Origin of the sequence: Sphaerisporangium sp. TRM90804, from assembly GCF_029846175.1 — a bacterium.
Lineage (GTDB): Bacteria > Actinomycetota > Actinomycetes > Streptosporangiales > Streptosporangiaceae > Sphaerisporangium.
On sequence record NZ_JARWAC010000037.1, the window covers coordinates 69,861 to 95,466 of the forward strand.

The following is a 25,606-nucleotide window of genomic DNA, read 5'->3' on the forward strand; positions in this document are numbered from 1 at the left end:
CCCCGATCGTAAGGGGCGTCGCGGAGCGGCCGTGCCGTGGCGGCGGGCGGCGGGTCAGCGTTCGCCGCCGGTGGCGGGGCGGCGGAGCAGGGGGTGGGCGCGCATGGCGACCTCCAGCTCGCCGGGCAGCTCGTCGCGGTAGCGGCCCAGGGTGGACAGGTCGCTGTGGCCCAGGACCCGGCGGACGGCGTCCATGTCGACGGCGTCGGCGAGCAGGTGAGTGGCGGTGGTGTGCCGCAGGCCGTGGGGGGTGACGGTGCGGCGCTGGGCGGGGTCGACGTGGCGTTGCACGCGGTCGATGACGGCCTGGACGTCGCCGCGCGCCAGGCGCCGGCCGCGCCAGGACAGCAGCAGGGCCTTGTCGGCGGCGGCGGGACGCGCGGTGGTGAGGTAGGTGTCCAGGACGTCGGTGACGTCGCGGGGGAGCGGCACGTCGCGGGTTCTGCCGCCTTTGCCGAAGATGCGCCAGTAGCGGACGCCGTCGTTGGTGTAGAAGTCCTCGACGTTGGCGCGGACGAGCTCGGAGACGCGGGGGCCCAGGGTGGACAGCAGCAGCACGATGAGGGCGTCGCGAACCTGGGTGCGCTGGTCGCGGCGCCCGGCGTCGGGTTCGGCGGCGGTGAGGTCGCGGGCGGCGCCGACCAGGCCCTGGGCCTGCTCGCGGGTGAGGGCGCGGCGTTCGGGGCGCAGGCCGCCGCGTTCTCGGGCGGTGACGGTGGCGGCGGTCATGGGGTTGAGCTGGACCCAGCCGGCGAGGGTGGCGTGCTTGAAGAACGCCGAGACCGAGCGGCGGAAGCGTGACTGGGAGGAGGCGCTCTGGGTGCCGCTCTCGGGGTGGGTGCGGCGGCCGTCGGGTTTGCGGGCGAAGGCGAGCAGGACGGCGTCGACGTCCTCGCCGGTGAGGTCGTCGAGGACGAGGCCGGGGCCGGCGAGGTCGGCGAAGGTGGTGACGTCGCGGGCGTAGACCTCGGCGGTGGCGGGGGAGAGCGCGCCGGTGACGGTCTTGGCGCGGACGAGGTCGAGGTATCGGTCGGCGCACTGCTGGACGGACAGGCGGTTCAGGTGTGCGGGCCGCATCGCTGGGTGTGATCCTTTCCCCGAGGGTCGGGCCGAACCTACCCCGTGGGGCCGACATTTCCGCGCCCGGCCCGGCGGTCACGCCGCCCGGGCGGGCTGGGCGGGGTCCGTCTCGGGGCCGCCCGGGCGGCGAGGTGCGGGAGGCGGCGAGGCCGCTCGCCCCGGTGCGGCCCTCGGTGCCGCCTGGGCGAGGCGGTGGGGGAGAGCGTGAGGGGTCGGCGCCGCCTGGGCGGCGCGGGTGAGGGAGACCGGGCAGGGTCGATGCCGCCCGGGCGGCGCGGGTGGGGGGAGGCCGTGTGGGGCGGGAGGGGAGGTCGTCGCGGGGAGGGGAAAAGGAGGTGACACCTGGCGGGGGTGCGGTCATCATGGGCGCGATCGGGTGCCGGTGCGTCGTGCGGGGGGTTCGTGATGGTTGTTCGGACGGTCGTGCCGGGGTTGTTCCCGCCGCCGGGGTACGCGCACGCGGCCGTGGTGGAGGCGGGGGAGCGGCTGGTGTTCATGGCGGGCGCGGTCCCGCTGGACGCCGAGGGTGTGCTGGTGGGGCCGGGTGATGCGGTGGCCCAGGCGCGGCAGGTGCTGGCCAACCTGGGTGAGGCGCTGGTCGCGGTCGGCAGTGGGTTGCGGCATGTGGTGGCCAGCACGGTGTACGTGGCCGGGCCGGAGCGGGCTGATCTGGTGCGGGTGTGGGAGGTGGTGCGCGCGTCAGGGTTGTCGGACGGCCCGCACACCTCGACATTGCTGGGTGTGGCGTTCCTCGGTTACACGGGGCAGTTGGTGGAGATCACCGCCACCGCCGTGGTGCCCGAGGGGGGCGCGAGGGCCGTCGGCGCTCTGGGCTGAGTGCCGGTCGCGGCGGTCACCGGGGCGCGCGGGAGCGGGCCCTGTCCTGGGCCCTGTGACCGGTGGGCGCTCACGGGCGCGCAGACGAGGCCCGCCGGCTCGCGGGCCCGCCGAGACGCCGGGTCGCACACGCAGGCGAGACCTCGGGGCCGTGGCCGCGGCGTGGTCTGGAAGTGGCCGGCGGCGTCGTGTCTGGAAGAGGGACGACCGCGCCTCTGGCGGGCGGGCACCGTGGCCCGGGGGGAGGCGGCCCGGCGCCGGGGCCGGTCGGCGTCAGGGCTGGGCGCCGAGTCAGGCCTAAGCGCCGGCGAGGGGGGTGACCGGGGCCGAGAGGCCGGCCTTGACCACTCGGCTGAGCTCGTCGGCGAGGATCTCGGCGGCGCCGGTGGCGAGGGCGTCCAGGGCGGTGGCGGCGACGAGGGCGGGGTCGGTCTTGGCGTCGGGGGCGACGTAGGAGGCCATGTCGGTGTCCATGTAGCCGACGTGCAGGGCTGCGACGTCGATGCCCTTGGGCGCGAGCTGCCGGCGGGTGGCGTCGGTCATGGCCCAGGCGGCGGCCTTGGCGGCGCTGTAGGCGCCGTAGTCGGCCGGGTGCAGCCATGACAGCACCGACAGCACGTTGAGGACCGCGCCGCCGCCGTTGGCCTCGATGACGGGGGCGAAGGCGCGGGTGACGGCCAGGGGGCCGAAGAAGTTGGTCTCCATCTCCAGGCGGATGCGGTCCGGGTCGCCGTCGAGCAGGGGGGTGCGGGTGGAGATGCCGGCGTTGTTGATCAGCAGGGTGGCGTCCGCGGCGGTGCGGGCCGCCTGGGTGATCGAGGCGGGGTCGGTGAGGTCCAGGCGCAGCGGGACGGCGCCGGGAATGTCGACGGCGGCGGGGTTGCGGGCGGCGGCGTAGACGGTGGCGCCGCGCCGCAGGAGCTGGGTGGCGAGGTGGCGGCCGAGGCCGCGGTTGGCGCCGGTCACGACGGCGACGGAGTTCTCGATCTTCATGGTGGTGCCTTTCGTCGCGTGGGCGGGCGGGTCCCGCCCACCCTCAATAGATTATGACCGTCATCTATTTATGTCCAACCGTCCCTCGAAGGACCCTCCCCGGCGCGGCCAGGTCACGTGCCGGGGCCGCGCCCGGTGAGGCGCCGCGTGACCTTCAGCAGGTAGTGCTCGCGGTTGAGCGGGTCGTGGTCGGTGCGGGCCCGCGCGGGGGCCGGGCCCTGGACGGGCTCGTAGTGGTCGAAGGCCGACTCCAGCAGGCCCTCGCCGCGGGTGAGGCCCGGCAGCCGCCGCTCCAGCTCGTGGACCCGGGCGGCGGGGATGTCACCCTCCAGCACACAGGAGCCCGCCTGCGTGGTGGTCGTGCGCGGGATCGCGCGCAACCCGGCCAGCACCGGCAGCACCGCGCCGAGGGTGTCGCCGGGGATATCCAGGCGCAGGTGGTGCACCGGCTCCAGGACGCGGGTGCCGGCCCGCTTGAGCGCGGCCATCAGCACCAGCGGGGTCAGGTGGCGGAAGTCGGTGGCGGTGCTGGACATGCTGGGGTCGAAGCCGGCCCCGGCGTGGCTCTGGCGGGCCCAGTACCCGGCGTGGGTCATGGTGACCGCGCAGTCGACGACCTGCCAGCCGCGCAGGCCCTGGCGCAGGGTCGCGTGCACGGTCTCCTCGACGGCGGCGAAGAAGGCGTACGGCATCGAGCCCAGGTCGACCCCCAGCCGGAACAGGACGCCGGCGCCGGCCGGGGCGGGCTCGACGCGCAGCCCGACGGTGGCCAGGAACGGGTTGGGCGCCGTGTCGATGATCTCGGCGGCGGCGCCGCCGCCCACGGGCCGCTCCACGCAGACGGTGGTGGTCGGGCGGAAGGCGACGTCCAGGTGGTAGTCGGCGGCGAGGGTGGCCTGGATGACCTCCTTCTGCACCTCCCCGTACAGGGAGACCGACACCTCCCGGCGGTCGTCGTCCTGGCGCAGGTTGATCAGCGGGTCCTGCTCGGCGAGCTGGGTGAGCGCCAGGTGCAGCGCGCTCCTGTCGCCGGGGTGGCGGGGGACGACGACCGTCTCCAGGGTGGGCGGGGGGAAGTGCCGCTGGGCGACGGTCGTGGCGGGCGGCGGGCCGATCGGGTCGCCGATGCGCACCTGGCCCAGGCCGCGGAGCCGGCCGATGCGCCCGGCGGTGAGCGCGGGGGCCGGGACGTCGCGGCCGTGGTCGAAGACGCTGATCGCGGTGACCCTGGCCTCCCGGCCGTCGCGCAGTGCCAGCCTGTCGCGGGTTCGTATGGTGCCGGAGAACAGGCGGACGTAGGCGACGCGCTCGCCGGCCGGGCCGCGTTCGACCTTGAAGACGGTGCCGCGGGGCGGGCCGCCGGGGTCGCCGGCGGCCGCGGGCAGCAGTTCGGCGATGCCGTCGATCAGCGCGTCCACGCCCGCGCCGGTGACGGCCGAGCCGCAGTAGACCGGGTGGACGGCCGTGCGCCGGGTCTGGGCGGCCAGTTCGCGGCGCAGCCGGGGGTAGGAGGCGGTGGTCTCGTCCTCCAGGTAGGCGGCCAGGAGGGTGTCGTCGGCCTCGGTCAGCAGGTCGGCCAGGCGGGCGGTGAAGGCGGGGTCGTCGCCGGTGCGGGCGGCGCACCGGGCGGCGGGGGTGCCCGGTGCGCGGACGGAGGTCATGGGGACGATCGCGGGGGTGAGCCGGTCGGCGATGCCGCGCAGGACGCGTTCGTGGTCGGCGCCGCGCCGGTCGATCTTGTTGACGAAGACGAGGGTGGGGATGCGCAGGCGCCGCAGGGTGCGCATGAGCACGCGGGTCTGCGCCTGGACTCCTTCGACGGCGGAGACGACCAGCACCGCGCCGTCGAGCACGCCGAGCACGCGTTCGACCTCGGCGATGAAGTCGGGGTGGCCGGGGGTGTCGATCAGGTTGACGGTGACGTCGCCGACGGTGAAGGACACGACGGCGGACTTGATGGTGATGCCGCGCCGGCGTTCGAGCTCCAGGGTGTCGGTCCGGGTGTCGCCGTCGTCGACGCTGCCGATGCGGTCGATGACGCCGGCGGCGTGCAGGAGCCGCTCGGTGAGGCTGGTCTTACCGGCGTCTACGTGCGCCAGGATGCCGAGGTTGAGGGTTTTCACGGAGCGTCATGTCCTTTGGATGGAGGAGGGTTCCTTTCTCGGGGGACATGAACGCTGCTCGCATCGTGCTGCTCCTCATCGGCCGGGTGCTCGGGTCGTCGTCGTGGCAGTCCAGCAGAGGTTGATCCCCGGGGGCAACCGAATTGCCGCCGGCGCGCCGGGGCGCGGCGTTCGCCGGCGGCCGGCGCGCGGGGTCAGGTGGTGCTCGCCAGGTAGGTGCTGACGCGGCGCAGCCAGGCGATGTAGGCGGCGGTGACCAGGCGGCCGGGGAGCAGGCGGGTCAGGGACTGGGCGCGGTGGCTGTCGGTCATCTCGGTGGCGGCCAGGTTGGCGGCGCGGGCGGCCCGGCGGGAGCGGGCGCGCTCGTAGCGGCGCAGGCGGTCGGCGACCGGGCCGGGGCCGTCCAGCTCGCGGGCCAGTGTCCAGGCGTCCTCCAGGGCCTGGTTGGCGCCCTGGGCCATGGTCGGCGGCATGGAGTGGGCCGCGTCCCCGGCCAGGGTGGCGCGCCCGCGGCCCCAGACCTTCGGCACGCGGTGGCGGTGGTGGCGGAACAGGTCGGCCTCGCCGATGCGGGCGAGCACCTCGGGCACGGGGGAGGCCCAGTGGCCGAAGCGTTCGGTCAGGGCGGCGGCGGGGGAGGCGGGCGGGGGTTCGCGGTGGTCGGTCCGGTGGTCGAACCACCACAGCAGCCGGCCTTCGCCGGCGGGGATCAACCCGCACAGCCCCTGGGGGCCGACGACCATGAGGGCGCGGTGCGAGCCCGCCAGCTCCGGCGGGCCGGTGGTGTATCCCTGCCAGGTGATCCAGCCGGTCATGCGGCCGGGGTCGGCGCCCCACAGCAGGTCGCGCACCACCGAGGCGCGGCCCTCGGCGCCGACGACGACGTCGCCGCGCGCGGTGCCGCCGCCGGCGAAGGCGAGCTCGCCGCGTTCGGGGTCCACGTGGGCGCAGGTGTGGCCGAAGCGCAGCACGCCGTCGGGCAGGCCGGCGGCGAGGCGCTGGATGAGGTGGCGGCGCGGCAGGTGGACGTTGGGGGTGCCGTAGCGGCGGGCCACGGCGGCGACGTCCACGGTGAGCAGGCGCCGGCCGCGGTGGTTCCAGGTCTGCATGGTGTCGATGCGGCGTCCGGCGCCGGTCAGGTCGACGCCGAGGTCGGCCAGGATGCCGGTGCCGCCGCTCCACAGGGTCACCGAACCGCCCTCCAGGCGCGGGGAGGGCGCCCGCTCGTAGACCTGGACCTCGTGGCCGGCGTTGAGCAGGGCTCGGGCGGCGGCGAGTCCGGCGACGCCCGCGCCGGCGACCAGTACTCTCATGACGTCACTCCAATATTGATACTCCCAGTATCGGATACGGAAAGTATCACATATGTCGACCAGTCCGACCCCCCGGGGCCGCCGGCCCGATCCCGCCGTCGACGCCAAGATCCGCGCCGCCGTCGCCGAGCTGCTGACCCGGCGCGGCCTGGAGATCACGATGGACGAGGTGGCCGCCCACGCCGGCGTGGGCCGGGCCAGCGTCTTCCGCCGGTACGCCACCAAACGCGACATGCTGCTGGACGCGCTGGGGCAGCTGCTCGACGTCCACGTCGCCATCCCCGACACCGGCTCGCTCGCCGGGGACCTGCGGCAGGTGGTCCACGACACCCTCGCGGTGTGGCGCGACGAACGACTGGCCACCCTCAGCCGGCAGATGCTGGGCGAGGCCGGCCGCGACCCCCGGGTGGCCGACCTGATCCGCACCAGCATGCGCGACCGCATGACCCGCACCTGGGCGGTCTACGAACGCGGCCTCGAACGCGGCGAACTGCGCCCGGGCAGCGACCTGTGGCTGCTGACCGACCTGTTCGCCGGGCTCGTCGCCTACCGGGGCCTGCTCAGCCTCGACCCGCCCGACCCCGACGACGTCGTCCGCGCCCTGCTGCACGGCTTCGCCCCCGCACCCTGAACGACACCGGCGGCCCGCGCCCGCCGCGCGCCCGCCTCCGCCCGGCGCGGGCGAGCCCGTCATCGGCGCCCGGCGCCGCCGGGCGGAGGCGGGCAGGTCACCGATGCCCGGCGCCGCCCGGCGCCGTCGCCTCGCGCAGGTGGGCCAGGACGACCTCGGTCTGTCCCAGCACCGAGTGCCCGACCCCCGGCAGCAGGCGTACCTTCGCGTGCGGGACCGCGTCGGCCAGCCGCCGGGCGGTCTCACCCGAGTCGAGCATGGCGTCACGCTCACCGGCGATGACCAGCACCGGCATGCTCAGCCCCCGCAGTGCGGCGTCGGAGAACACCGGCAGCCGCTCCGTGCGCGGCCGGAACCGCCCGAACGTCACCGCCATGCCCTCCAGGAACCGCTCGGCGCCCGGCATGTCGAGCCCCGCGACCTTCCTGATCGTCCTGCGCGCCCCCCGGAGCCCGAACGGCTTCAGCAGCAGAGCCCGCACGACCCAGCCGTACTTCTGCCTGCCGACGCCGCCGGGGCACAGCAGCGCCAGGCAGCTCACCCGGCTCGGTCGGCGGATGGCGTAGTCCAACGCCAGCCAGCCGCCGAGCGAGGCGCCGACCACCGACGCCCGCGCCACCCCCAGCCCTTCCAGCACGTCGTCCAGCCAGTGCGCGTACGCCTCGCCGTCCAGCGGCGGACGGGAGGGGGCGCTCAGGCCGGGCTCGCCGATCATGTCGACGGCGTAGACGCGGAAGTGCCCGGCCCAGGAGGCGACGTCGCCGATCCACATCGCCGCGTTGGTGCCCGAGCCGTGCAACAGCAGCAGGGGCGGCGCGTGCTCGGGGCCGCAGGCCACCACGAACGTCTCACCCTCGCGGGTCGGCACGCGCCGGTGCTCCCCGGGGACGGGCCAGGCGCGCAGGGCCTGCACGTACCGCTCGCGGACCTCCCGTCCGCCGGCCTCGGTCTTGTAGATGGCGCTCACGGCTCCACCACCGTGGCGATGTACTCCAGCAGCCGCGCGCTGTCACCCAGGCCGCCCAGGACGATGACCTTCATCCGACCCCTCTCCTCGTCGTAGGCCGTCTCCACCCGCAGCCGCGGCTCCCCGGGGCGGCGACTCCCGGCGGCGCCCATGAGAAGGCTGGACACCCGACCGGCCGTCTCGGGGCTGATCGCGTCGATCTCGACGATGCTCGACACCTCCACGTGCCGGTGCCGCCGTACCGGCTCGGCCGCCGGGACCGGACGGCCGATGAACGCCTCCAGGTCCTGCTGGGCGATGCGGTACTGCTTGCCGATGCGCACGGCCGTGAGCTTGCCCTCGCGCACGTAGCCGCGCACCGTGCGGACGTGCAGGCCGAGCAGGTCGGCGACCTGATCGACGGAGTAAAGACCTGCTTCCATAAAAGCACCTTAACACCCCTACTGTTGGGAGTGATAGGGAAGGATGGGTAATCGAGGGGTGCCGAACCCCCACACGCCGGAAAGGACCAGACGAATCGGCACGCCACACCCGCCCGACGGGACACGGCCCCGGCACAGGGGCACGCTCCACCCCGCCCCCGCCCCCGCACACCCGCCACACAACGGCCCGAGGAGCCGGAGAACCACGGGAGCAGGAGAACCAGGGGAGAGGGGAAGCCAGGGGAGCCCGGGTGTAGACAACCGGCGCAGACGGGCCGCGGGTCAGGCGCCGGACAGGCGCGCGGCCCTGGCGTGCAGGTAACGCTGCTGCGGGAAACTGGCGGTACGCCGGGCCGCCTCCTCGTAGCAGGCGCGAGCGGCCGCGTGCTCACCGGCCATCTCCAGCAGGTGGGCGCGCACCGCCCGCAGGCGATGGTCGCCCGCGATCCGCCCGTCGGACTCCAACGGCCCCAGCAGCTCCAAGCCCGCACGCGGCCCGCTCGCCATGGCCACCGCCACGGCGTGGTTGAGCGCCACCACCGGGTTGCCCGCGATGCCCATCAGCACCTCATACAACGCCACGATCTGCGCCCAGTCGGTCGCCTCCGCGCTCGGCGCCTCATCGTGCACCGCCGCGATCGCCGCCTGCAGCTGGTACGGCCCGGTCGCCCCCCGGGGCAGCGCCTCGGTGACCAGCGCGACCCCCTCGGCGATCTGCGCGGCGTCCCACAGGCCCCGGTCCTGCTCGGCCATCGGGATCAGCGCGCCGTCGGGCCCGGTGCGCGCCAGGCGGCGCGCGTCGGTGAGCAGCATCAACGCCAGCAACCCCGCCACCTCGCCGTCACCGGGCAGCAGCCGGCGCACCAGGCGGGCCAGCCGGATCGCCTCGGCCGACAGCTCGGCCCGCTGCAGGCGCGGCCCGGACGTGCTGGCATACCCCTCGTTGAAGATCAGGTACAGCACGTGCAGCACCGCGCCCAGCCGCTCGGCCAACTGCGCGCCCGCCGGCAGCGCGAAGCGCACACCGCTGTCCTTCACCCGCTGTTTGGCCCGGGTGATGCGCCGGGTCATCGTCGCCTCCGGCACCAGGAACGCGCGCGCGATCTCGGCGGTGCCCAACCCCCCGACCGCCCGCAGGGTCAGCGCGATCTGCGACGCCGGCGACAACGACGGGTGACAGCACATGAACAGCAGGATCAGCGTGTCATCGGACGCCGGCCCCGGCCGCCCGGCGTCCGCCCCCCGATCGGGCAGGGCCCACCGGGCCACGGTGTCCTCCCGGCGGCGCCGCGCCTGCTCCTCACGCAGCAGGTCGGTCAACCGGCGCGAGGCGACGGTGATCAGCCAGCCGCGCGGGTTGTCCGGCACCCCGTCGCGGGGCCACTGGACGGCGGCGGCCAGCAGCGCCTCCTGCGCGGCGTCCTCGGCGGCGGCGAAGTTGCCGTAGCGGCGAACCACCGCGCCGAGGACCTGCGGCGCCAGGCCGCGCAGCAGGTCCTCGACGTCGGCACCGGGCATCGGGACGCTTCAGAGCTCCAGTTCGGCCCCGGGACCGGCGATCGGCCGCACGTCGGCGTACCAGTCGCGGCCCAGGTCGGTGCCCGCCGGGTACGGGGTGCCGCCCAGGCGGGCGGCGATCTCGGTGGCCCGGTCGAAGCCGTCGCACTCCACGATCGTGTACCCGGCCAGCACCTCCTGCGTCTCGGGGTAGGGGCCGTCGGTCACCACCGGCACGCCGTTGTCCAGACGGACCCGCCTGGCGTGCACGGGCGCGGTCAGCCCCTGCGCGTCGACGAACTCCCCGGACTCCACCAGGTCGTTGTTCCACTTCTCCATGAACGCGTGCATCTCGGCGACGTCCTGCTCCGACCAGGCCGGCCCGTCGCCGGGCTTGCCGGTCAGCATGTCGTAGTCCTTCTGCGACCCGTACAGCAAGATCATGTACTTCACGGTCCACTCCTTCCGGCGGGCACCACGGCGGCGCCGCTCACCGGGGACGTCGAAGCCGCCGCCGCGTTCCGGACACCCGCCGCGGCGCGAACCTAAGCCCGGCCGGCCGACACCGCGCCGCGGGCCGCGGCCAGGATCTGATCCGACAGCTCCGACCCGGCGGTGGCGCGGGCGAGCACCAGCGCGCCCACCAGCGTACAGACCGTCGCCAGATCCTCCTCCCGGCCGCCCGACAGCCACCGGGCGAACTCGCGCACCCCCTCGGCGTACGGCGCCCGGGCCGGCGCGTCACCGTCGTCGCGGGCCATGTCGGGCCCCAGCCCGGCGGCGGCGCACCCGCCGCCCGGATCGTCACGATGGCCGGGGGACAGGTAGTACTCCACCAGCGCCCGCCGCGCCGCCTCCCGGTCGCCGGGGTGCTCCAGGTCGCGCTCCTCCATCAGCTGCCGCATCCCGGCGAAGGCGTGCTCGGTCGCCTCGGCCACCAGCGCCTCCTTGGAGGCGAACTGCCGGTAGAACCCGCCGTGGGTCAGCCCCGCCTCGGCCATCAGATCGGCGACGCTGACCTGCTGCACGCCGCGCTCGCGGAACAGGCGCCCGGCCGCCGCCACCACCTGCTCCCGGTTCTGCCGCGCCTGCGCCCGTGACACCCGGCCCATCCCGCCACCTCCGTCGATCCCGAACGATAGATTATAACCGTCATCTACCGTGGCGGCGGTGAACGCGCGCCGCCCGCCCGGAAGGGGACCGTCACAGAGGAACGGCCAGACGCTCGCTCGCCGGGGGACCGTCAAGGGGGCACGGCCAGACACCCGTCCGCCGGGGGGATCCGCCAGGGGTGACGGCCGGACACCCGCTCAACGGGGAACGGTTGAGGGAGCACGGACAGACGCCCGCCCGCCGGGGAGTCAGGTCGCCGGGCCCGCGCCGTCCGGCCGCAACCCGTCCAGCACGCGATACGCCGGATTGCCCCGCGCGGCGGCACGCACCTCGCGCGCCGTCGAGGCCACGTAGGCCTGACCGGTCACGATGGAGGAGTGGCCCAGCAGCTCCATCAGCTCATGCGCCGTGGCGCCGCGCTCGGCCAGCCGCGTGGCGAACTCGTGCCGCAGCGCGTGCACCAGCGTGCCCTTCTGCACCCGGTCGTGGATCCCGGCGTACCGGTAACACTGGCGGACCAGGTACTGCAGGCCGCCGCGCCGCAACGGCAGGCCGGCGTTGTCGACCAGCAGCGGCGCCGACCTCGGCAGCGAGGCCAGCTCGAAGCGGCGCAACCGGCTGTCCAGATAGTCCTCGATCAGATACTCGATCGGCGGCTCGATGGGCAGCGACCGCGTCTTGCCGCCCTTGCCCAGCACCTGGATGCGCCGGTCGCCGGGGGAGCCGCCGATCGACCCCAGGCTCACGCCCAGCAGCTCGGCCGAGCGCATGCCGGTGACCAGCGCCAGCGCCAGCACCACCAGGTCACGCTCCACCCACGGGTCGCGGGCCTTGCGGGCCCCGGCGGCGATGCGCTCCAGCAGCGTCGCCGAGGCCGAGCCGTCGCCCAGCAGCGGCTTGGGCGCCTTGGCCGGCTGCTTGGGCCGGGGCACGGCCGCCATCGGGTTGCCCTCCAGCATGCCCTCGGCCACACAGAAGGTCAGGAACTGGTTCCAGGCCGACCAGGCGCGGTTGACGCTGGCGGGGGAGCGGGGGTCGGCGAAGTCGGCGAACGCCTCACGCACCAGGCGCCCGCTCAGGTCGGCCACCTTCAGCTCCTCGGCCGGCACCCCGGCCTGCCCGGCGGCGATCGCCGTCACCAGGTGCAGATCACGCTGGTAGGCGGCCAGGGTGTGCGGGGACAGCTTCTTGGCCCGCAAAGAGGCCAGGAACTGCGAGGCGGCCCGCGGCAGGCGCGTCAGCGCCGGCGGCTCGTGATCGTGCATGGCGGCCTCCGCTCCCGCGCGGGAGCAGCCTCGAAACGGTGCCCGGGTCCTGCGATTATGCACGGCATACAGGCGTATCGTCCCGCGACACGCCGAACCCGCCGCACATCCCACCGCGCGAGCCCGGCCCGAGGCGTGACGCACTTCGGAGCCCCTTCGGCGAAAGCCGGCATCGGGAACGCGCTGAACGTCGACGCCAGCCGAGGTGAACGCCGCCCGTGAGGCGACCGGAACCGGCAGGGGACCCGCTCCGGTAATTGCAGCATAAGTGCGATTATGCATGAATCGCGAGGGTCACGGCCGAGAGGGGCCGCATCGGACGTCGTCCAGACGCGTACACGTGTGACGCGGCGAACGCGCCATCGCGGGCATCGCCGGCGATGGCGCGCACCGCACGGCGCGCGTCGCCACACATCCCGGCGTGCCGAAGTCCGGCGACGGATCGCGGCGGATGATCTACCTCGCGGGATGATCTTCGGTCGGGGCTCACGGACGCCTGGACCGGCCTGTTCGGCAAGGCGGCTCTCCGCGACGCGAGGCGCCGTGCGCCGTCCGGATCGCGGGTGGGCGTCGCCCCGGGCGGCGCGGGTCACGGGCAGGGATCGTTCGTAGGCACCCGCACTGCCCGGTGTGCCGAAGATGGTCGAATACTCCTATACCGTACAGAAGGTCAATTCTGTCTTGTATCCGATTCATAGACGGGTAGTGCCAGACGGGTCGTGATCTCTGCGGCTGCTCGTCTGGCCGAAGCGATCCGCCTGAGCACCGTGTCCGTCTCGCTTGATCCGCGCGCTCGATCGGTCGCCTGATCCGCGCGGTGGAGGCCGCTTCGCGCATCCGAGGGGGCCACTCCCCCGGCCGGCGATGCCGGGTCAGGGCTCGGGCAGCAGCGGCAGGACCGTGTAGCGGGTCGTCGCCCAGGCCGCGTACAGCAACGGAGCGAGGGCCAGCAGGACGCCGACCAGCGGCTTGACCAGCACCACCGCGACGGCGAGCGCGAGAATCGCCAGGGTCGGCGCCATCAGGTACCAGCGCCGCGCGACCAGGTACAGGCACGGCCGGATCAGGGGGCGTACCTTGGACGGCGACTCGGCCACCACGACCAGCATGGCCACCGTCGCCGCTACCGCCAAGCCGGCCGCGGTCACGAAGAACGGCACCAGTGCCGGCCCCCACGCGGTACGTGCGACGATCACGGCGTCCACCGCGAGCACGCTCACGACCGTCGTGCCGCCCAGCCATGCGGCGAGCGCTCGCCCGAAAGCGCGCCGGTAGCCGTCCCGGAAGGCCGCGAACACGGCGGTGGATCCCTCCCCCGCCAGCGTGAAACAGCGGAAGGCGCCCGTCAGCGCCGGTGCGCACACCGCCGACAGCACGGCGAAGAACGGCCACGTCGCCAGGGGGTCTCGCACGACGGCCAGCGCCAGCAGCAGCGGCGCGCACGACAGGGCGAGCAGCAGGTTCGTCATCAGCGCGACGTACACCATGCCGAAGACCTTCTCGTAGGTCTCCTGCCGGGCCGGGCGCAGCAGGCCTCGCACCGCGTTCACCCTTTCAGTCCGCTCGTGGCGATGCCCTGGATGAAGTAGCGCTGGCCGAACAGGAACAGGACCAGGATCGGCAGGACGGACAGCACGGCGCCGGTCATGATCATGGCGTATTCGGCCTCGTACTGGCCGATGAAGGAGCGCAGGCCGAGCTGCACGGTCCACAGCTCGTTGCTGGTCAGGTAGATGAAGGGCCCCATGTAGTCGTTCCAGGTGTTGACGAACGTCAGCAGGGCCAGGCTGGCGAGCGCCGGCTTGGACAGCGGCAGCATGATGCGGCGGTAGATGCCGTAGTCGCTGAGTCCGTCGATCTTGGCGGCCTCGCACAGCTCGTCGGGGATCGACATGTAGTACTGGCGCATGAGGAACACGCCGAACGCGCCGAAGGCCTGCAGCAGGATGATCGACCAGTGGGTGTCGGTCAGCTCGGCGCGCTGCATCATGATGTACTGCGGCACCATGTAGGCCTGCCACGGCACCGCGATGGTGGCCAGGTAGCCCAGGAACAGGGCGTCGCGTCCGGGGAAGCGCACCTTGGCGAATCCGTAGGCGGCGAAGCTGCCGGTCAGCACCTGCAGGAACGTGATGGTGAGTGACAGGAACAGCGAGTTGCCCAGGTAGGTGGCCAGGGGTATGCGCTGCCAGATCTCCACGAAGTTCGACCAGCGTAGTTCGTCGGGGATCCACTGGATCGGGATCGCCAGCACCTCGGCGTCGCGTTTGAGCGAGGCGGACAGCATCCATGCCAGCGGCATGAGCGTCAGCGACGTCATCGCCGTGAGTCCGGCGTAGGTCAGGGTGCGGCGGGCGCGGGGGTGCCGGGAGCCCGCGGGGTCCGTCGGTGCCGCGTGCCGGGGTGGTCGTCGGGTGTCGGCCGGCGGGTCGTGCAGCGCGGTCATGTCGCGTTCCTCCGTTCGTTGATCCGGAACTGGACGATGGTCACGGTGAACACGATGAGGAACAGCACGAGCGCGATCGCCGAGGAGTAGCCGAACTGGCCCTCGGTGATGCCCTCCCGGTAGACGAGCTGGGCCAGTACCAGGGTGCTGCGGCCCGGGCCTCCCCCGGTCATGACCACGATCAGGTCGAGAACCTTGAAGCTCTGGATGGTCAGCATGACCAGGACGAAGAAGGTGGTGGGGCGCAGCGAGGGCAGTGTGATGCCCCAGAACCGCTGCCAGGGGCCGGCGCCGTCGACCTTGGCCGCCTCGTAGTACTCCTTGGGGATGGTCTGCAGGCCGGCCAGGTAGAGCACCATGTAGTAGCCCATGTCGCGCCACACGCTGGTGATGATCACCGCGGGCATCGCCCAGTCGGTGCTGGACACCCAGCGCGGGGGGTCTTGGACGCCGATCGCCTCCAGGAGCAGGTTGACCGGTCCGGCCGTCGGGTTGAACAGCATGTTCCAGACGATGGCGACCGCTACGAGGGAGGTGATGTAGGGGAAGAACGCGGCCGTGCGGAAGAAGTTGACCGCGCGCAGCCTGCGGTTGAGGGCCATCGCCAGGCCGAGGGAGGCGAGCAGGGTGAGCGGGATGTGGCCGGCCGCGTAGTAGAGGGTGTTGCGCAGGGCGACGTGGAAGTTCTCGTCTCCCCACAGTCGCTGGAAGTTGTCCAGCCCTGCCCATTCGGGTGTTCCGTAGGAGTCCCAGTCCATGAACGCCAGGCCGAACGCGGCGATCACCGGGACGAGGGTGAACAGGGCGAAGCCCAGGAAGTTGGGCAGGATGAAGCTCCACCCGATCAGGGTGTCGCGCCAGAGCCGTCGGCGGCGCGGGCGGCCCGGCGTGATCGGCGCCGGGCGCGTCGTGGCAGAGGCCATGCTGATCCTTGGTCGTGGAGAGGCGGCGGGGGCGGCTGCCGCGCGATGCCTCTAGTTGAGGACCTCGTTCTTGACCCGTTCGTTCATGGAGCGGATTCCGTCGGGGACGGACTTGTCGCCGACCATGATCAGCTGGTGTTCCTCGTTGAGGATGGTGTCGATGTCGGAGGCCTTCTCGCTGACCGGCATCTCCAGTACGACCTCGCCGGGGGTGAACGCCTTCTTGGACAGCTCGTCGGTGGGCATGCCGGGCAGCTTGAAGTAGGCCTCGGTGATCGCGGGGTCCTGTAGCGCCGGTACGACGCCGACTTGGGTGATCGCCTCCGCGCCGGTCTTGCCGGCGGCGAACTGGACGAACTTCTTGGCCAGGTCGGCGGAGCGGCTGCGTTTGTTGACCGCGAAGGCGGTCGGGGAGCCGAAGGTGACGGTCTGGGTGGAGCCGGCGCGTTGGGGCATGGGGGCCAGTGCCCAGTCGACCTGGCTCTCGCCTTTCTTCTTGGCTTCCAGGATGCCGGAGATGTACCAGGTGCCCATGGGCATCATCGCGGTCTTGCCGGTGCCGAACATGTTGCGGTAGTCGGCCTGCTGTGCGCTCGCGGTGCCGAAGTCGAGCGTGGCTCCGTTCTTCTGCAGGCCGGACGCCATCGTGTACTGGTCGGTGAAGAAGGTGTAGTCGCCGCCGAGTTGGTCGCCGCCGGTCTGGGCGGCCGAGATGGCCTGGACCACCGAGCGCCAGGTGTGGTGGTAGGTGCCGTAGACCTTGTCGTTGCCGGTGCCGGAGGTGAGGCGCTGGGCGTAGGTGGCGTAGTCGTCCCAGGTCAGGGTGTCGGTGAGCTTGATGCCGGCCGCGTCGAGCAGGGTTTTGTTGTAGTACAGCAGCCAGAAGTCCTGCCGGTAGGGCAGTGCGTAGTAGGCGCCGCCGCCGACCTTGAAGGCGTCCAGGCCGGCCAGTTTGCCGGCGTCGGTGGCTGTGGCCAGGTCGGTGAGGTCCAGGAGCTGTCCGCGGCTGGAGTAGCGCGAGTAGTCGATCACGTTCTTCATCGTGATCACGTCTGTCTTGTCGCCGCCGGCCAGCATGGTGGTGACCTTCTCGGGATAGTCGTCGGCGAGGATGTCCACCGGCTTGACCTTGACGCCGGGATTCGCCTTCTCGAACGCCTGGAACAGCGCGGTGAACTCGGGCGTCTTGGCCAGGTTCCACACGGTGACGGTGAGGGTGGTGCTCCCCCCGCCGCCGCTGGTCTCGCCTGCGCCGCCGCCGCACGCGGTGACCGCCAGCGCGAGGAGGGCGGCCCCGAGGATCTTCGTGTGCTTCCTGAGGGGGGTGATGGCAGTGGACATCGATCCGGTCTCCTTTCGGTGAAGCCGGTTCAGGCGATCACGGGGGGTTCGTCGGCCGTGGGTGCCGCGCGCGGTGCCCGGCCCGGCCGGTTGGGTGGCGGTCGGGTTCGGCGCGGGCGCTGGTGGGTGCGGTCGGTGGGGCTGGACGCCGAGGTGGGCGGGGTCCGTCTGCGGCAGAGCCTGCGGTCGTCGGACTCGCACACCGGTCCTTTCGCCAGAAACCCGTGGGCAGTGCGCTGATCATGTCCGATCGGTTCAATCAGGTCAAGGGAATGTCACGGTAAATACGATCATTAATGATCAGTGTTAGGGCGAACATCGATCGTTGTGAACGATTGTGATTCATGCGCTCTTGACGCGATCTAGGGTGCGGTGCCAGCATCGCGACGGTTCGCCCGCCGAGATCGCGACAGGAGGCCCGATGCGCCCGTTGCGGGAGTCGCTGAGGGAACTGGACGACCGGACGCTGTCGCCGTACACGGGCTGGACCAGGGATCACTGGGCCGCGCTCGCCGACCACCTGCTGCTGTCGGCCCGCCGGCACGCCTCCGCGGAGCACGCGAGGATCCGCTTCCCCGGTGAACCGGGAGGTTACGGGCCCGACGTCGATGCGCTGGAAGGGTTCGCGCGCACCTTCCTGGCCGCCGGTTTCCGGGTCGCGGGCGAGGGCGGCCGCGACCCGCACGGCCACCTGGAGTGGTACGCGCGCGGCCTGGCCGCCGGCACCGACCCCCGCTCGCCCGAACGCTGGGTGCGCCTGGACGAGCACGACCAGGCCAAGGTGGAGGCCGCCTCGATCGCGCTGGTGCTTCACCTGACCCGGCCCTGGCTGTGGGACCGCCTGGACGAGGGGGTGCGCGAGCGGGTCGTGGCCTACCTCTCCCCCGCCGTCGGGGGCGCGTACCCGCCGATCAACTGGATCTGGTTCCAGATCGTCGTCGAGCAGTTCCTCGCCTCGGTGGGCGGGCCGTACGCGCGGCGAGACATCGAGGCCGGGCTGGCGCTGAGCGACGGGTTCGCCCGCGAGGAGGGCTGGTACGCCGACGGCGAGCGGCGCGGCTACGATCACTACGTCGGCTGGGCCCTGCACTTCTACCCGCTGCTGTGGACCGAGATGGCCGCCGGCGACCCGGCCGCCGGCGCCCGCCGGGCCGGTTACCTGTCGCGGTTCGAGCGCTACCTCGACGACGCCGTCCACCTGGTCGGCGGGGACGGCTCGCCGTTGCTGCAGGGCCGCAGCCTGACCTACCGCTTCGCGGCCGCGGCCCAGTTCTGGGCCGCGGCGCGGGCCGGGATCACGACGCCCGCGCCCGGCCTGCTGCGCCGCGCGGCCTCCGGCGTGGCCCGTCACTTCGTCGAGCACGGCGCCCCCGACGACGACGGGCTGCTCAGCCTCGGCTGGCACGGGCCGTGGCGGCCGATCGCGCAGTCCTACTCGGGCACCGGGTCGCCGTACTGGGCGGCGAAGGGGCTGTACGGGCTGGTGCTGCCCGCCGGTCATCGGGTGTGGACGGCGGCCGAGGAGCCGCTGCCGGTCGAGCGGGCCGACTTCCAGCGGGTGATCCGCTCCCCCGGCTGGCTGGTGTCGGGCACCCGCGCCGACGGCGTGGTGCGGGTCGTCAACCACGGCACCGACCACGCCACCCCGGGCGACCACCGGACGGACTCGCCGTTGTACGCCCGCCTGGGGTACTCCACCGCCACCTCGCCCGTCCTGGCCGGTCCGCACGCCGGGGACCCCGTGGACCAGTCGGTCACGCTGCTCGGCCCGGACGCCCGGCCCAGCCACCGGACCGGTTTCGACACCCTGCTGCTCCGGCGCCTGCCCACCGGCACGGTCGTGGGGGCCTCGCGGTGGCGGGCCCACTGGGTCGACCCCGATCCCGGCGCCGCCGACCACGGTTACGGCCGTACGGGCCGGGTGGTGCCGGGGCCGTGGATCACGGTGCTGTCGGCGGTGCGGGGCGCGTGGGAGGCGCGGCTGGTCCGCATCGCGCCGGAGTGCGGTTTCCCGCTGCGGGTGGGCGGCTGGCCGGTCCCCCGCGACGGCGCCGTGACGTCCCTGGTCGTGCCCGGTCCGGGCCTGGAGCTGACGGGCGAGGTCCTCGCCGAGGACGCCACCCCGCTGGCCGGGCCGACCGTCGTCCCCTGGTGCGGTACCACCGGGGCCGCCGACCCGCTGCGGTGGTACGCGGCGGCCCTTCACCTGGGCGCGGGCCCGGTGCCGTCCGCGCCGGTGATCGCCTGGGACGGCGACGCCGCCCGTGTGCGGTGGGCGGACGGCGCCGAGGACGTGCTCACGACGACGACGATCGCACGATCAGCCGGGGCTCGATGACGACGTGGTGGGTGGGCCGGCAGGGGTCGGGGTCGGTCAGCCGCTCGGCCAGCAGCGTGAACGCCGCCCGTCCGATCGACCTGCGGGGCGGGCGCACGGCCGTCAGCGGCGGGTCGCACAACTCGGCCACCTCGTCGTCGTAGGTGACGACCGCCAGGTCGGCGGGCACCCGCAGGCCCCGCTCCCGGCAGCGTTCCACGAGGCTGATCGCCTCGGGGTCGGAGTGCACGAGCAGGGCCGTGGTGCCCGTCTGGCGGCACGCGGCGAGGATCCGGTCAAGTTCGGCGGGCCAGGCGGGGTCGCGCTGGTCGACGGTGGTGACGTCGGGGGCCGCGTCCGGTTCGAGGCCGAGTTCGGTGCACGCGTGCGACCAGCCGCGCCGTATGTGCGGGGTGGTGGGGCTGTGCAGCGTGGTGATCACCCCGATGCGCCGGTGCCCGAGCACGGCCAGGTGGCGTACGGCCATGGCCGCGCCCAGCGTGTGGTCGCTGACGACCGACTCCATGGCGTCGTGGGCCCCGGTGGCGGCGGCGCGTTCGATGAGCACGACCGGGACGGGCGCCTGCCGCAGCCAGCTCATCAGCTCCTCGCCGTCGTCGCCGGTGGTGGTCGGCGCGACGAGCAGGCCGTCCACGCCGGCGGAGTCCATCAGCTCCGACAGCTGGCGTCGCTCGTCGGCCGCCTGGTAGGTGGCGCCACGCAGCACGATCTTGATTCCGGTCGCCGCCGCGGCCTCCCGTACGCCGCGGATGACCTCGGGCCAGTAGTAGTCGAGCGACGGCACGACCATCCCGACCGTGAGCCGCCGCGGGGCGCCGGCGCTCTGCTCGGCCGTCGCGCGGGGTGCCGGTTCGTCGGCGGGCGCCGCGCCGTGGTCCTGCGCGGGCGCGACGGCGGGCGGCATGGCCCCGCCGCGCACGCGCCGGATCAGTCCTTGCGAGGCGAGGAGGGCGATGTCGCGGCGGATCGTGATCGCCGAGACGTCCAGCGCCTGGGCCAGGTCGGCGACCCGGACGGGCCCTCGGCGTCGCAGCAGTTCCACCACCTGGGCGCGGCGCTCCTCGGGCATCGGGGCCGGTGAACCGGAGGCGGTCATGCGCGCGCCTCCACCCGCACCGGGAGGGTTCCCCGGCCGGTGGCGCAAGGCTCCGGCCGGGTGGGTGGCGCCGGCGCGCCGGCGGGGCGGGGCAGGGCTCGGGCCGGGGCGTGGGGCGAGGCGGCCTCGCCCGATCGAGCGGGCAGCGGGCCGGTCGCCGTGTCGGTCATGGTCCTCCTCGGGGTCCCCCCATCCTATCGATCGAAGGTGATCGAAGTTGATCCGCGGGTGTGTCTTCGGGGCGGATCGATCGGGCGGGCTCCGTCGTGATCGGAGAACGTTTCACAGGGTGGGCACGACCGGGCGGATGGCGCCGCCGGCGTCGAACTCCAGCCGGTCGAGGGCCACCTCCCGGTTGGTGCCGTTCCCCGCCGGTACGGCGAACCGGTGGTAGGCGATGTACCAGGTGTCGGTGCCGGGCGCCTGGACGACCGAGTGGTGCCCGGTGCCCTTGATCCCGGCCTCCAGCCGCTTCTGCAACACGACGCCGCGCCGGGTCCAGGGCCCCGTCGGGCTCGTCCCGGTGGCGTACGCCACCCGGTAGTCCTCGCTTCGGGTGTCGTTCTCCGACCACATGAGGTAGTAGATCCCGTTGCGCTTGAACACGAACGGCGCCTCGTTGTAGCCGGAGGGGGTGATCACGCGTACCCGTGCGGGATCGAAGGAGGTCATGTCGTCGTTCAGCGGCACGACGCGGGCGGCGCCCTGTCCCCAGTACAGGTAGGAGCGGCCGTCGTCGTCGGTGAAGACCATCGGGTCGATCGCCTGGCCCGAGAACTGGCCGGCGGTGACGAGCGGCCGGCCGAGCGCGTCGCGGAACGGCCCCGTGGGCGAGTCCGACACCGCGACCCCCAGGTGCTTGGCGGTGTTGCCGGAGGCCGCGCCGCCGCTGAAGTAGAGGTAGTACCGGCCGTGGGCGGTCGCGACCGCGGGCGCCCAGGCCGAGTCGTCGGCCCATGACACGTCCGGGCCGTGGTCCAGCACGACGCCGTGGTCGGTCCAGTTCACCCGGTCGGCGGAGGAGAACGCCTTGTAGTACGTGCCGCCCCAGCCCGCGTAGCCGTCGGTCGTGGCGTACAGGTGGTAGCGGCCGCCCGCGACGATGACGTGCGGGTCGGCGAACAGGCCGGGGATCACCGGGTTGCGGTTCGTCTTGGGCGCCCAGGGCGCGGTGGTCGTGAACGAGCTGTCGGCGCGGAAGGCCGCGGTGTCCTGGTAGGGGTCCAGCCAGAGCGCGAAGTCGCGGTGCCTGATCCGCCGGTTGGGGTTGTTGTAGGAGGTCAGGGAGATCGAGCCGGGGACCGACCCGTCCACGGCGCAGAAGGTGGCGTCGGCGCGGAAGGTCGCGTCGCCGGTGTTGGCGTCGACGCGCAGCCGCCAGTCGCGATGCCGCAGGAACAGGCCGTCCTTGGTCTGGAAGGAGTGACAGGACGGCGTGGCCAGGCCGTTGACCACGGTGAACGTGGCGTCGAGCCGGGTCTGGGCCGGGCTGGCGGAGGTCACCGCGTCCAGGCGGCCCAGCGCGTCGGCGTGCCGGAGGTAGCGGCCCGGGTAGTTGACCGACTCCAGGGACAGGGCCCCGGTCGCGAGCGTCGCGGCCTGCGCCGGAGCGGCCGTCGTCACCAGGGCGGAGCCCACGAGCACGAGCGCGGCCGTCCGGGCCGCCCGTCTGCCGACCGTCACGCGGACCTCTTTCCGAGCGCTCTGTTTTCCGAGCGCTCTGTTAGCGCTAACATCCGTCGGCGGGAAACCGTCGCGCCAGGGGGACGCCGGGAGGCGGAACGCGCCGCCTGTGACCGCCGTGGGACGGCGGGCCGGCTCGGCGTCACATCAGTGTGTGCGCCCACATTCGATCGGTCAAGCCTGTGAACTCGGCCGATCCGCGTTCTTCGATTCCCCCCGGGTGGAGCTGTCGGCGTCCGCCCTCGCCGGCGTCAGACCTCGACGAGTACCTGGTCCAGGGACTTGCGGACCAGGTCGGGGACCTCGCAGTCGTCGGCGGGGCGGCCGACCGGGATGACCGCGAAGGCCTTCTCGTTGCGCGGGCGGCGCAGGATCTCGGCCAGGAAGCGCATGGGGCTCGGGGTGTGCACCAAGGCGGCCAGGCCGGACAGGTGCAGCGCGCTCAGCAGCATGCCGACGGCGATGCCGACCGACTCGTCGACGTAGTAGTGCTTGCGGATCCTGCCGTCGGGGTCCAGGGAGTAGCGCTGCTGGAAGACCACGATGAGGTGCGGGGCGTCGGTCAGGTGCGCCTTGTGGTGGTCGGTGCCGATGGGGCGCAGCGCCTGCAGCCACTGCTCCCCCAGGCGGCCCGCGTAGGCGCGGCGCTCCTCGCGTTCGGCGGCCTGGCGGATCCGCCTGCGGATCTGGGGGTCCTTGACCAGGACGAAGGTCCACGGCTGCTGGTGGGCGCCGGAGGGGGCGGTGGCGGCGACCGCGATGGCGTCGCGGACGGCCTGCTCGGGGACGGGGGCGCTGGAGAACCGGCGCACGGTGCGGCGTTCGTCCATGCGGCGGCGCAGGAAGGCCGCGGTTCGCAGTGCCTGGGCGTCGGTGGTGGGGCGCGGCCGGTAGGGCACGCCCCGGTAGTCCTGTCCGTGAACGGGGGTCCAGGTGGTGGTCGCCATGGCCCCAAACCTAACCGCGCCCCCGGTGAATGGGAATCGGTTCATGAATGTGAGACGGTTCACGGTTGCGAACGCGTCCATGGGGATGAACGCGTCCAAGAATGTGAAACCGTCCACAGGTGCGAACGCCTTTCGCGGCCTTCTCGCGACCGGAGCCGCAGGCGGTAAAGCGCCTTTCCGGCGAGCCGTGGGCGCGTCTCCCCTGGTCTGCGGTGCCCTGGCCGATCGAGGGGGCTTCGGGGCCGCGTTATATCGGTATTCACTGATGGCTTTACTCACGACTTCACCGTTGACACCAGGTGATTGTTAACTTAGGTTCTGCCGTCACGGATCGCGTTTTCGCCGATGGTTTCGGCCGGGAATTCGAAGGAGCGGACGCACTTATGCCAGTCACACGAGCACCCGACGTCCCCGAGCCCGGCCGCCCGCCGGGCGCCGGATACTCCCCCGGGCGTGCCCGGCGCCGGTCGCCGGCCGTGCGCGCGGCCGCGCTGGTGGCGCTGGCCGTCCTGGCGGGCGGCGCGGGGCCGCACGCGGCGCAGGCCGGTGCGGCGCCCGGCCAGGCGGGGGGCGCGGCGAGGGCGGCCGATCCGGTCGACCGGATGGTGGGGTTCGCCACCGTCAACGCCCTGGGGCAGAACGGCACGACCGGCGGCGCGGGCGGGCCGGTGGTCACGGTGAGCACGACGGCGCAGTTCCTGGACTACATCTCCCGGCCGGGGCCGTACGTGATCCGGGTGAGCGGGCGGATCACGCTGCCCACCGGGTCCTCCGACGGGATGCACGACGTCACCTCCGACAAGACGATCGTCGGGGTGGGGTCGGGGTCGGGGCTGGTGGGCGGCGGGCTGAACATCGGGCTGCCGGTGGACGACGACGTGACCTCCCCGCCGGCGAACGCGGTGCACAACGTCATCATCCGGAACCTGTCGCTGTCCGGCGCCAGCGACGACCTGATCAACGTGCAGATGTTCAGCCACCACGTGTGGATCGACCACAACGACTTCTCCGACGGCGACGACGGCGCGGTCGACATCAAGCGCGGCTCGGACTTCGTCACCGTGTCGTGGAACCGGTTCCACGACCACGACAAGACGTTGCTGCTGTCGCACGACGAGGACGCGGGGCCGCAGGACATCGGGCGGTTGCGGGTGAGCTACCACCACAACTTCTTCGACGCCTCCGACCAGCGGCACCCGCGGGTGCGGTTCGCCGAGCTGGTGCACGTCTACAACAACTACTACCGCGACAACAGCTACGGCATCGCCTCCACGTACGACGCGGGGGTGCTGGTGGAGGGCAACTACTTCTACAGCGTGAACAACCCCGGGCGGGTGGAGTTCAGCGGCGACCTGGGGCGGCTGGTGCAGCGCGACAACATCCTGGTCGACTGCAACCACCCGATCCAGACGCGCGGCAGCGTGACCGAGCCGCGCGCGTACTACTCCTACAGCGCCGATCCGGCCTCCAGCGTGCCGGCGATCGTGCCGGCGGGCGCCGGCGTCGGGAAGGTGACACCGTGACGCGAGCTCAGACGACGACGGCGGCGATGACGGCGGCCGGTGGCCGCCGGTGGCGGGCGGCCGCGGCAGCGGCCGTGATGCTGGTGGCCGGGTGGCCCGCCCTGGCCGGCGGGGCCCCGGCCGGCGCCCGCGCGGGCGTCCCCGCGGAAGTGCCGGTTGCCGAGACGGCGCCGGTCGGGTTCGCCTCGGTGAACGCGCTGGGGCACAACGGGACGACCGGCGGCGCGGGCGGCGCGACGGTGACGGTGACGACGGGCGCGCAGCTGGAGGACTACGCCGGGCGGCGCGAGCCGTATGTGATCCGGGTGTCGGGGCGCATCACCGTGGACGACATGGTGACGGTGGTGGCCAACAAGAGCATCCTGGGCGTGGGGTCCACCGCCGAGATCACCGGCGGCGGCCTGCAGATGGGGTCGACGACGCGTCCGGGCGACAACGTGATCGTCCGGAACATCAGGTTCACCGGGGCCGAGGACGACTCGGTGAGCGTGACCAACAAGGCCCACCACGTGTGGATCGACCACAACGACTTCTCCGACGGGTACGACGGCCTGCTGGACATCAAGCGGGAGTCGGACTACGTGACGGTGTCGTGGAACCACTTCCACCACCACAGCAAGGCGGCGCTGCTGGGGCACTCCGACGGCTACACCGCCGACGTGGGCAAGCTGCGGGTGACCTACCACCACAACTTCTTCGACGGCACCGACCAGCGGCACCCGCGGGTGCGGTTCGCCGAACCGGTGCACGTGTTCAACAACTACTACCGCGACAACGCCCTTTACGGGGTGGCCTCGACGGAGAACGCGGGCGTGCTGGTGGAGGGCAACTACTTCCAGAACGTGGCGCACCCGATCCACGTGGGCTACGACAAGAGCGGCCCGGGCCGGGTGGTCGAACGGCAGAACGTGTACGTGAACTCCGGTGTGCCGCAGACGGCGGGCACGGTGGTCGAGCCGCGCACGTACTACCCCTACACGCTGGACCCGGCGGCGTCGGTGCCGTCGATCGTGCAGTCCGGCGCGGGTGTCGGGAAGATCGGTCTGTAGCGGTCTCGAACTGCGGGCG

The 25,606-nt window shown here is 72.9% G+C and carries 22 protein-coding genes; 5 read left to right on the plus strand and 17 right to left on the minus strand.

Annotated features, from left to right (window positions below; translation table 11 throughout):
- Positions 1-54: 54 nt before the first annotated feature.
- Complete coding sequence (locus tag PYR91_RS34575; RefSeq protein WP_279786916.1) at positions 55-1,077, minus strand: tyrosine-type recombinase/integrase; 1,023 nt, start codon at positions 1,075-1,077, stop codon at positions 55-57.
- Between the two features lie 408 nt (positions 1,078-1,485).
- Here PYR91_RS34575 and PYR91_RS34580 point away from each other — a divergent pair, with 408 nt between their 5' ends.
- Positions 1,486-1,917 carry a RidA family protein gene (locus tag PYR91_RS34580; protein WP_279786918.1) on the plus strand — a complete coding sequence of 144 codons (432 nt, stop codon included), beginning with the start codon at positions 1,486-1,488 and terminating at the stop codon, positions 1,915-1,917.
- 297 nt (positions 1,918-2,214) lie between these two features.
- On the opposite strand, the gene PYR91_RS34585 is transcribed toward PYR91_RS34580, so the two are convergent.
- The 3 genes from PYR91_RS34585 to PYR91_RS34595 all read right to left on the minus strand — a co-directional run bounded on the left by PYR91_RS34585 (position 2,215) and on the right by PYR91_RS34595 (position 6,346).
- Positions 2,215-2,910: an SDR family oxidoreductase gene (locus PYR91_RS34585; protein WP_279786920.1), complete on the minus strand. Its 696-nt coding sequence runs from the start codon at positions 2,908-2,910 to the stop codon at positions 2,215-2,217.
- Between the two features lie 113 nt (positions 2,911-3,023).
- The gene (locus PYR91_RS34590) at positions 3,024-5,033 is read right to left on the minus strand and encodes a TetM/TetW/TetO/TetS family tetracycline resistance ribosomal protection protein (RefSeq protein WP_279786922.1); all 2,010 of its coding nucleotides are present in this window, start codon (positions 5,031-5,033) and stop codon (positions 3,024-3,026) included.
- 194 nt (positions 5,034-5,227) lie between these two features.
- Complete coding sequence (locus tag PYR91_RS34595) at positions 5,228-6,346, minus strand: FAD-dependent monooxygenase (RefSeq protein ID WP_279786924.1); 1,119 nt, start codon at positions 6,344-6,346, stop codon at positions 5,228-5,230.
- A 52-nt stretch (positions 6,347-6,398) separates the two neighbouring features.
- Here PYR91_RS34595 and PYR91_RS34600 point away from each other — a divergent pair, with 52 nt between their 5' ends.
- On the plus strand, positions 6,399-6,977 hold the full coding sequence (locus tag PYR91_RS34600) for a TetR/AcrR family transcriptional regulator (protein ID WP_279786926.1): 579 nt from the start codon (positions 6,399-6,401) through the stop codon (positions 6,975-6,977).
- 97 nt (positions 6,978-7,074) lie between these two features.
- On the opposite strand, the gene PYR91_RS34605 is transcribed toward PYR91_RS34600, so the two are convergent.
- From PYR91_RS34605 to PYR91_RS34650, 10 genes are all read right to left on the minus strand, one after another.
- A complete protein-coding gene (locus PYR91_RS34605; protein ID WP_279786928.1) occupies positions 7,075-7,944 on the minus strand; it encodes an alpha/beta fold hydrolase in 870 nt (289 codons plus the stop codon).
- Positions 7,941-8,366, minus strand: coding sequence for a helix-turn-helix domain-containing protein (locus tag PYR91_RS34610; protein WP_279786930.1), 426 nt, complete (start codon positions 8,364-8,366; stop codon positions 7,941-7,943). Before PYR91_RS34610 ends, PYR91_RS34605 begins: the two co-directional genes overlap by 4 nt.
- Positions 8,367-8,648: 282 nt before the next feature.
- Positions 8,649-9,884 (minus strand): DUF6596 domain-containing protein, encoded by a 1,236-nt coding sequence (locus tag PYR91_RS34615; RefSeq protein ID WP_279786932.1) that lies wholly within the window; start codon positions 9,882-9,884, stop codon positions 8,649-8,651.
- A 9-nt stretch (positions 9,885-9,893) separates the two neighbouring features.
- Positions 9,894-10,307, minus strand: a complete 414-nt coding sequence (locus PYR91_RS34620) for a YciI family protein (protein ID WP_279786978.1) — start codon at positions 10,305-10,307, stop codon at positions 9,894-9,896.
- 101 nt (positions 10,308-10,408) lie between these two features.
- Positions 10,409-10,975, minus strand: a complete 567-nt coding sequence (locus PYR91_RS34625; protein ID WP_279786934.1) for a TetR family transcriptional regulator — start codon at positions 10,973-10,975, stop codon at positions 10,409-10,411.
- A 249-nt stretch (positions 10,976-11,224) separates the two neighbouring features.
- Positions 11,225-12,241, minus strand: a complete 1,017-nt coding sequence (locus PYR91_RS34630; protein ID WP_279786936.1) for a tyrosine-type recombinase/integrase — start codon at positions 12,239-12,241, stop codon at positions 11,225-11,227.
- A gap of 872 nt (positions 12,242-13,113) precedes the next feature.
- Complete coding sequence (locus PYR91_RS34635) at positions 13,114-13,791, minus strand: hypothetical protein (RefSeq protein ID WP_279786938.1); 678 nt, start codon at positions 13,789-13,791, stop codon at positions 13,114-13,116.
- Positions 13,788-14,687 (minus strand): carbohydrate ABC transporter permease, encoded by a 900-nt coding sequence (locus PYR91_RS34640; protein ID WP_279786940.1) that lies wholly within the window; start codon positions 14,685-14,687, stop codon positions 13,788-13,790. The genes PYR91_RS34635 and PYR91_RS34640 overlap by 4 nt, the downstream gene beginning before the upstream one ends.
- Positions 14,684-15,610: a sugar ABC transporter permease gene (locus PYR91_RS34645; protein WP_279786942.1), complete on the minus strand. Its 927-nt coding sequence runs from the start codon at positions 15,608-15,610 to the stop codon at positions 14,684-14,686. The genes PYR91_RS34640 and PYR91_RS34645 overlap by 4 nt, the downstream gene beginning before the upstream one ends.
- Positions 15,611-15,661: 51 nt before the next feature.
- Positions 15,662-16,951, minus strand: a complete 1,290-nt coding sequence (locus PYR91_RS34650; protein WP_279786944.1) for a sugar ABC transporter substrate-binding protein — start codon at positions 16,949-16,951, stop codon at positions 15,662-15,664.
- Between the two features lie 421 nt (positions 16,952-17,372).
- On the opposite strand from PYR91_RS34650, the gene PYR91_RS34655 reads away from it, so the two are divergent.
- A complete protein-coding gene (locus tag PYR91_RS34655) occupies positions 17,373-19,289 on the plus strand; it encodes a DUF2264 domain-containing protein (RefSeq protein ID WP_279786946.1) in 1,917 nt (638 codons plus the stop codon).
- On the opposite strand, the gene PYR91_RS34660 is transcribed toward PYR91_RS34655, so the two are convergent.
- The 3 genes from PYR91_RS34660 to PYR91_RS34670 form a co-directional block, all read right to left on the minus strand.
- Positions 19,249-20,385, minus strand: a complete 1,137-nt coding sequence (locus PYR91_RS34660) for a substrate-binding domain-containing protein (RefSeq protein WP_279786948.1) — start codon at positions 20,383-20,385, stop codon at positions 19,249-19,251. The genes PYR91_RS34655 and PYR91_RS34660 overlap by 41 nt on opposite strands.
- Positions 20,386-20,667: 282 nt before the next feature.
- A complete protein-coding gene (locus tag PYR91_RS34665; RefSeq protein WP_279786950.1) occupies positions 20,668-22,068 on the minus strand; it encodes a family 43 glycosylhydrolase in 1,401 nt (466 codons plus the stop codon).
- A 251-nt stretch (positions 22,069-22,319) separates the two neighbouring features.
- The gene (locus tag PYR91_RS34670; RefSeq protein WP_279786952.1) at positions 22,320-23,015 is read right to left on the minus strand and encodes a nitroreductase family protein; all 696 of its coding nucleotides are present in this window, start codon (positions 23,013-23,015) and stop codon (positions 22,320-22,322) included.
- Positions 23,016-23,398: 383 nt separating this feature from the next.
- On the opposite strand from PYR91_RS34670, the gene PYR91_RS34675 reads away from it, so the two are divergent.
- A complete protein-coding gene (locus tag PYR91_RS34675) occupies positions 23,399-24,538 on the plus strand; it encodes a pectate lyase (RefSeq protein ID WP_279786954.1) in 1,140 nt (379 codons plus the stop codon).
- Positions 24,535-25,587, plus strand: coding sequence for a right-handed parallel beta-helix repeat-containing protein (locus tag PYR91_RS34680; RefSeq protein WP_279786956.1), 1,053 nt, complete (start codon positions 24,535-24,537; stop codon positions 25,585-25,587). The genes PYR91_RS34675 and PYR91_RS34680 overlap by 4 nt, the downstream gene beginning before the upstream one ends.
- Positions 25,588-25,606 lie beyond the last annotated feature (19 nt).

What these genes read in the sequence shown, in the direction of transcription:
- PYR91_RS34580 (WP_279786918.1), top strand. Translation starts at nt 1,486, where the DNA reads ATGGTTGTTCGGACGGTCGTGCCGGGGTTGTTCCCGCCGCCGGGGTAC.
- PYR91_RS34670 (WP_279786952.1), bottom strand. Translation starts at nt 23,015, where the DNA reads ATGGCGACCACCACCTGGACCCCCGTTCACGGACAGGACTACCGGGGC.
- PYR91_RS34615 (WP_279786932.1), bottom strand. Translation starts at nt 9,884, where the DNA reads ATGCCCGGTGCCGACGTCGAGGACCTGCTGCGCGGCCTGGCGCCGCAG.
- PYR91_RS34650 (WP_279786944.1), bottom strand. Translation starts at nt 16,951, where the DNA reads ATGTCCACTGCCATCACCCCCCTCAGGAAGCACACGAAGATCCTCGGG.
- PYR91_RS34595 (WP_279786924.1), bottom strand. Translation starts at nt 6,346, where the DNA reads ATGAGAGTACTGGTCGCCGGCGCGGGCGTCGCCGGACTCGCCGCCGCC.
- PYR91_RS34630 (WP_279786936.1), bottom strand. Translation starts at nt 12,241, where the DNA reads ATGCACGATCACGAGCCGCCGGCGCTGACGCGCCTGCCGCGGGCCGCC.
- PYR91_RS34620 (WP_279786978.1), bottom strand. Translation starts at nt 10,307, where the DNA reads ATGATCTTGCTGTACGGGTCGCAGAAGGACTACGACATGCTGACCGGC.
- PYR91_RS34610 (WP_279786930.1), bottom strand. Translation starts at nt 8,366, where the DNA reads ATGGAAGCAGGTCTTTACTCCGTCGATCAGGTCGCCGACCTGCTCGGC.
- PYR91_RS34625 (WP_279786934.1), bottom strand. Translation starts at nt 10,975, where the DNA reads ATGGGCCGGGTGTCACGGGCGCAGGCGCGGCAGAACCGGGAGCAGGTG.
- PYR91_RS34645 (WP_279786942.1), bottom strand. Translation starts at nt 15,610, where the DNA reads ATGGCCTCTGCCACGACGCGCCCGGCGCCGATCACGCCGGGCCGCCCG.
- PYR91_RS34575 (WP_279786916.1), bottom strand. Translation starts at nt 1,077, where the DNA reads ATGCGGCCCGCACACCTGAACCGCCTGTCCGTCCAGCAGTGCGCCGAC.
- PYR91_RS34675 (WP_279786954.1), top strand. Translation starts at nt 23,399, where the DNA reads ATGCCAGTCACACGAGCACCCGACGTCCCCGAGCCCGGCCGCCCGCCG.
- PYR91_RS34655 (WP_279786946.1), top strand. Translation starts at nt 17,373, where the DNA reads ATGCGCCCGTTGCGGGAGTCGCTGAGGGAACTGGACGACCGGACGCTG.
- PYR91_RS34640 (WP_279786940.1), bottom strand. Translation starts at nt 14,687, where the DNA reads ATGACCGCGCTGCACGACCCGCCGGCCGACACCCGACGACCACCCCGG.
- PYR91_RS34585 (WP_279786920.1), bottom strand. Translation starts at nt 2,910, where the DNA reads ATGAAGATCGAGAACTCCGTCGCCGTCGTGACCGGCGCCAACCGCGGC.
- PYR91_RS34600 (WP_279786926.1), top strand. Translation starts at nt 6,399, where the DNA reads ATGTCGACCAGTCCGACCCCCCGGGGCCGCCGGCCCGATCCCGCCGTC.
- PYR91_RS34660 (WP_279786948.1), bottom strand. Translation starts at nt 20,385, where the DNA reads ATGACCGCCTCCGGTTCACCGGCCCCGATGCCCGAGGAGCGCCGCGCC.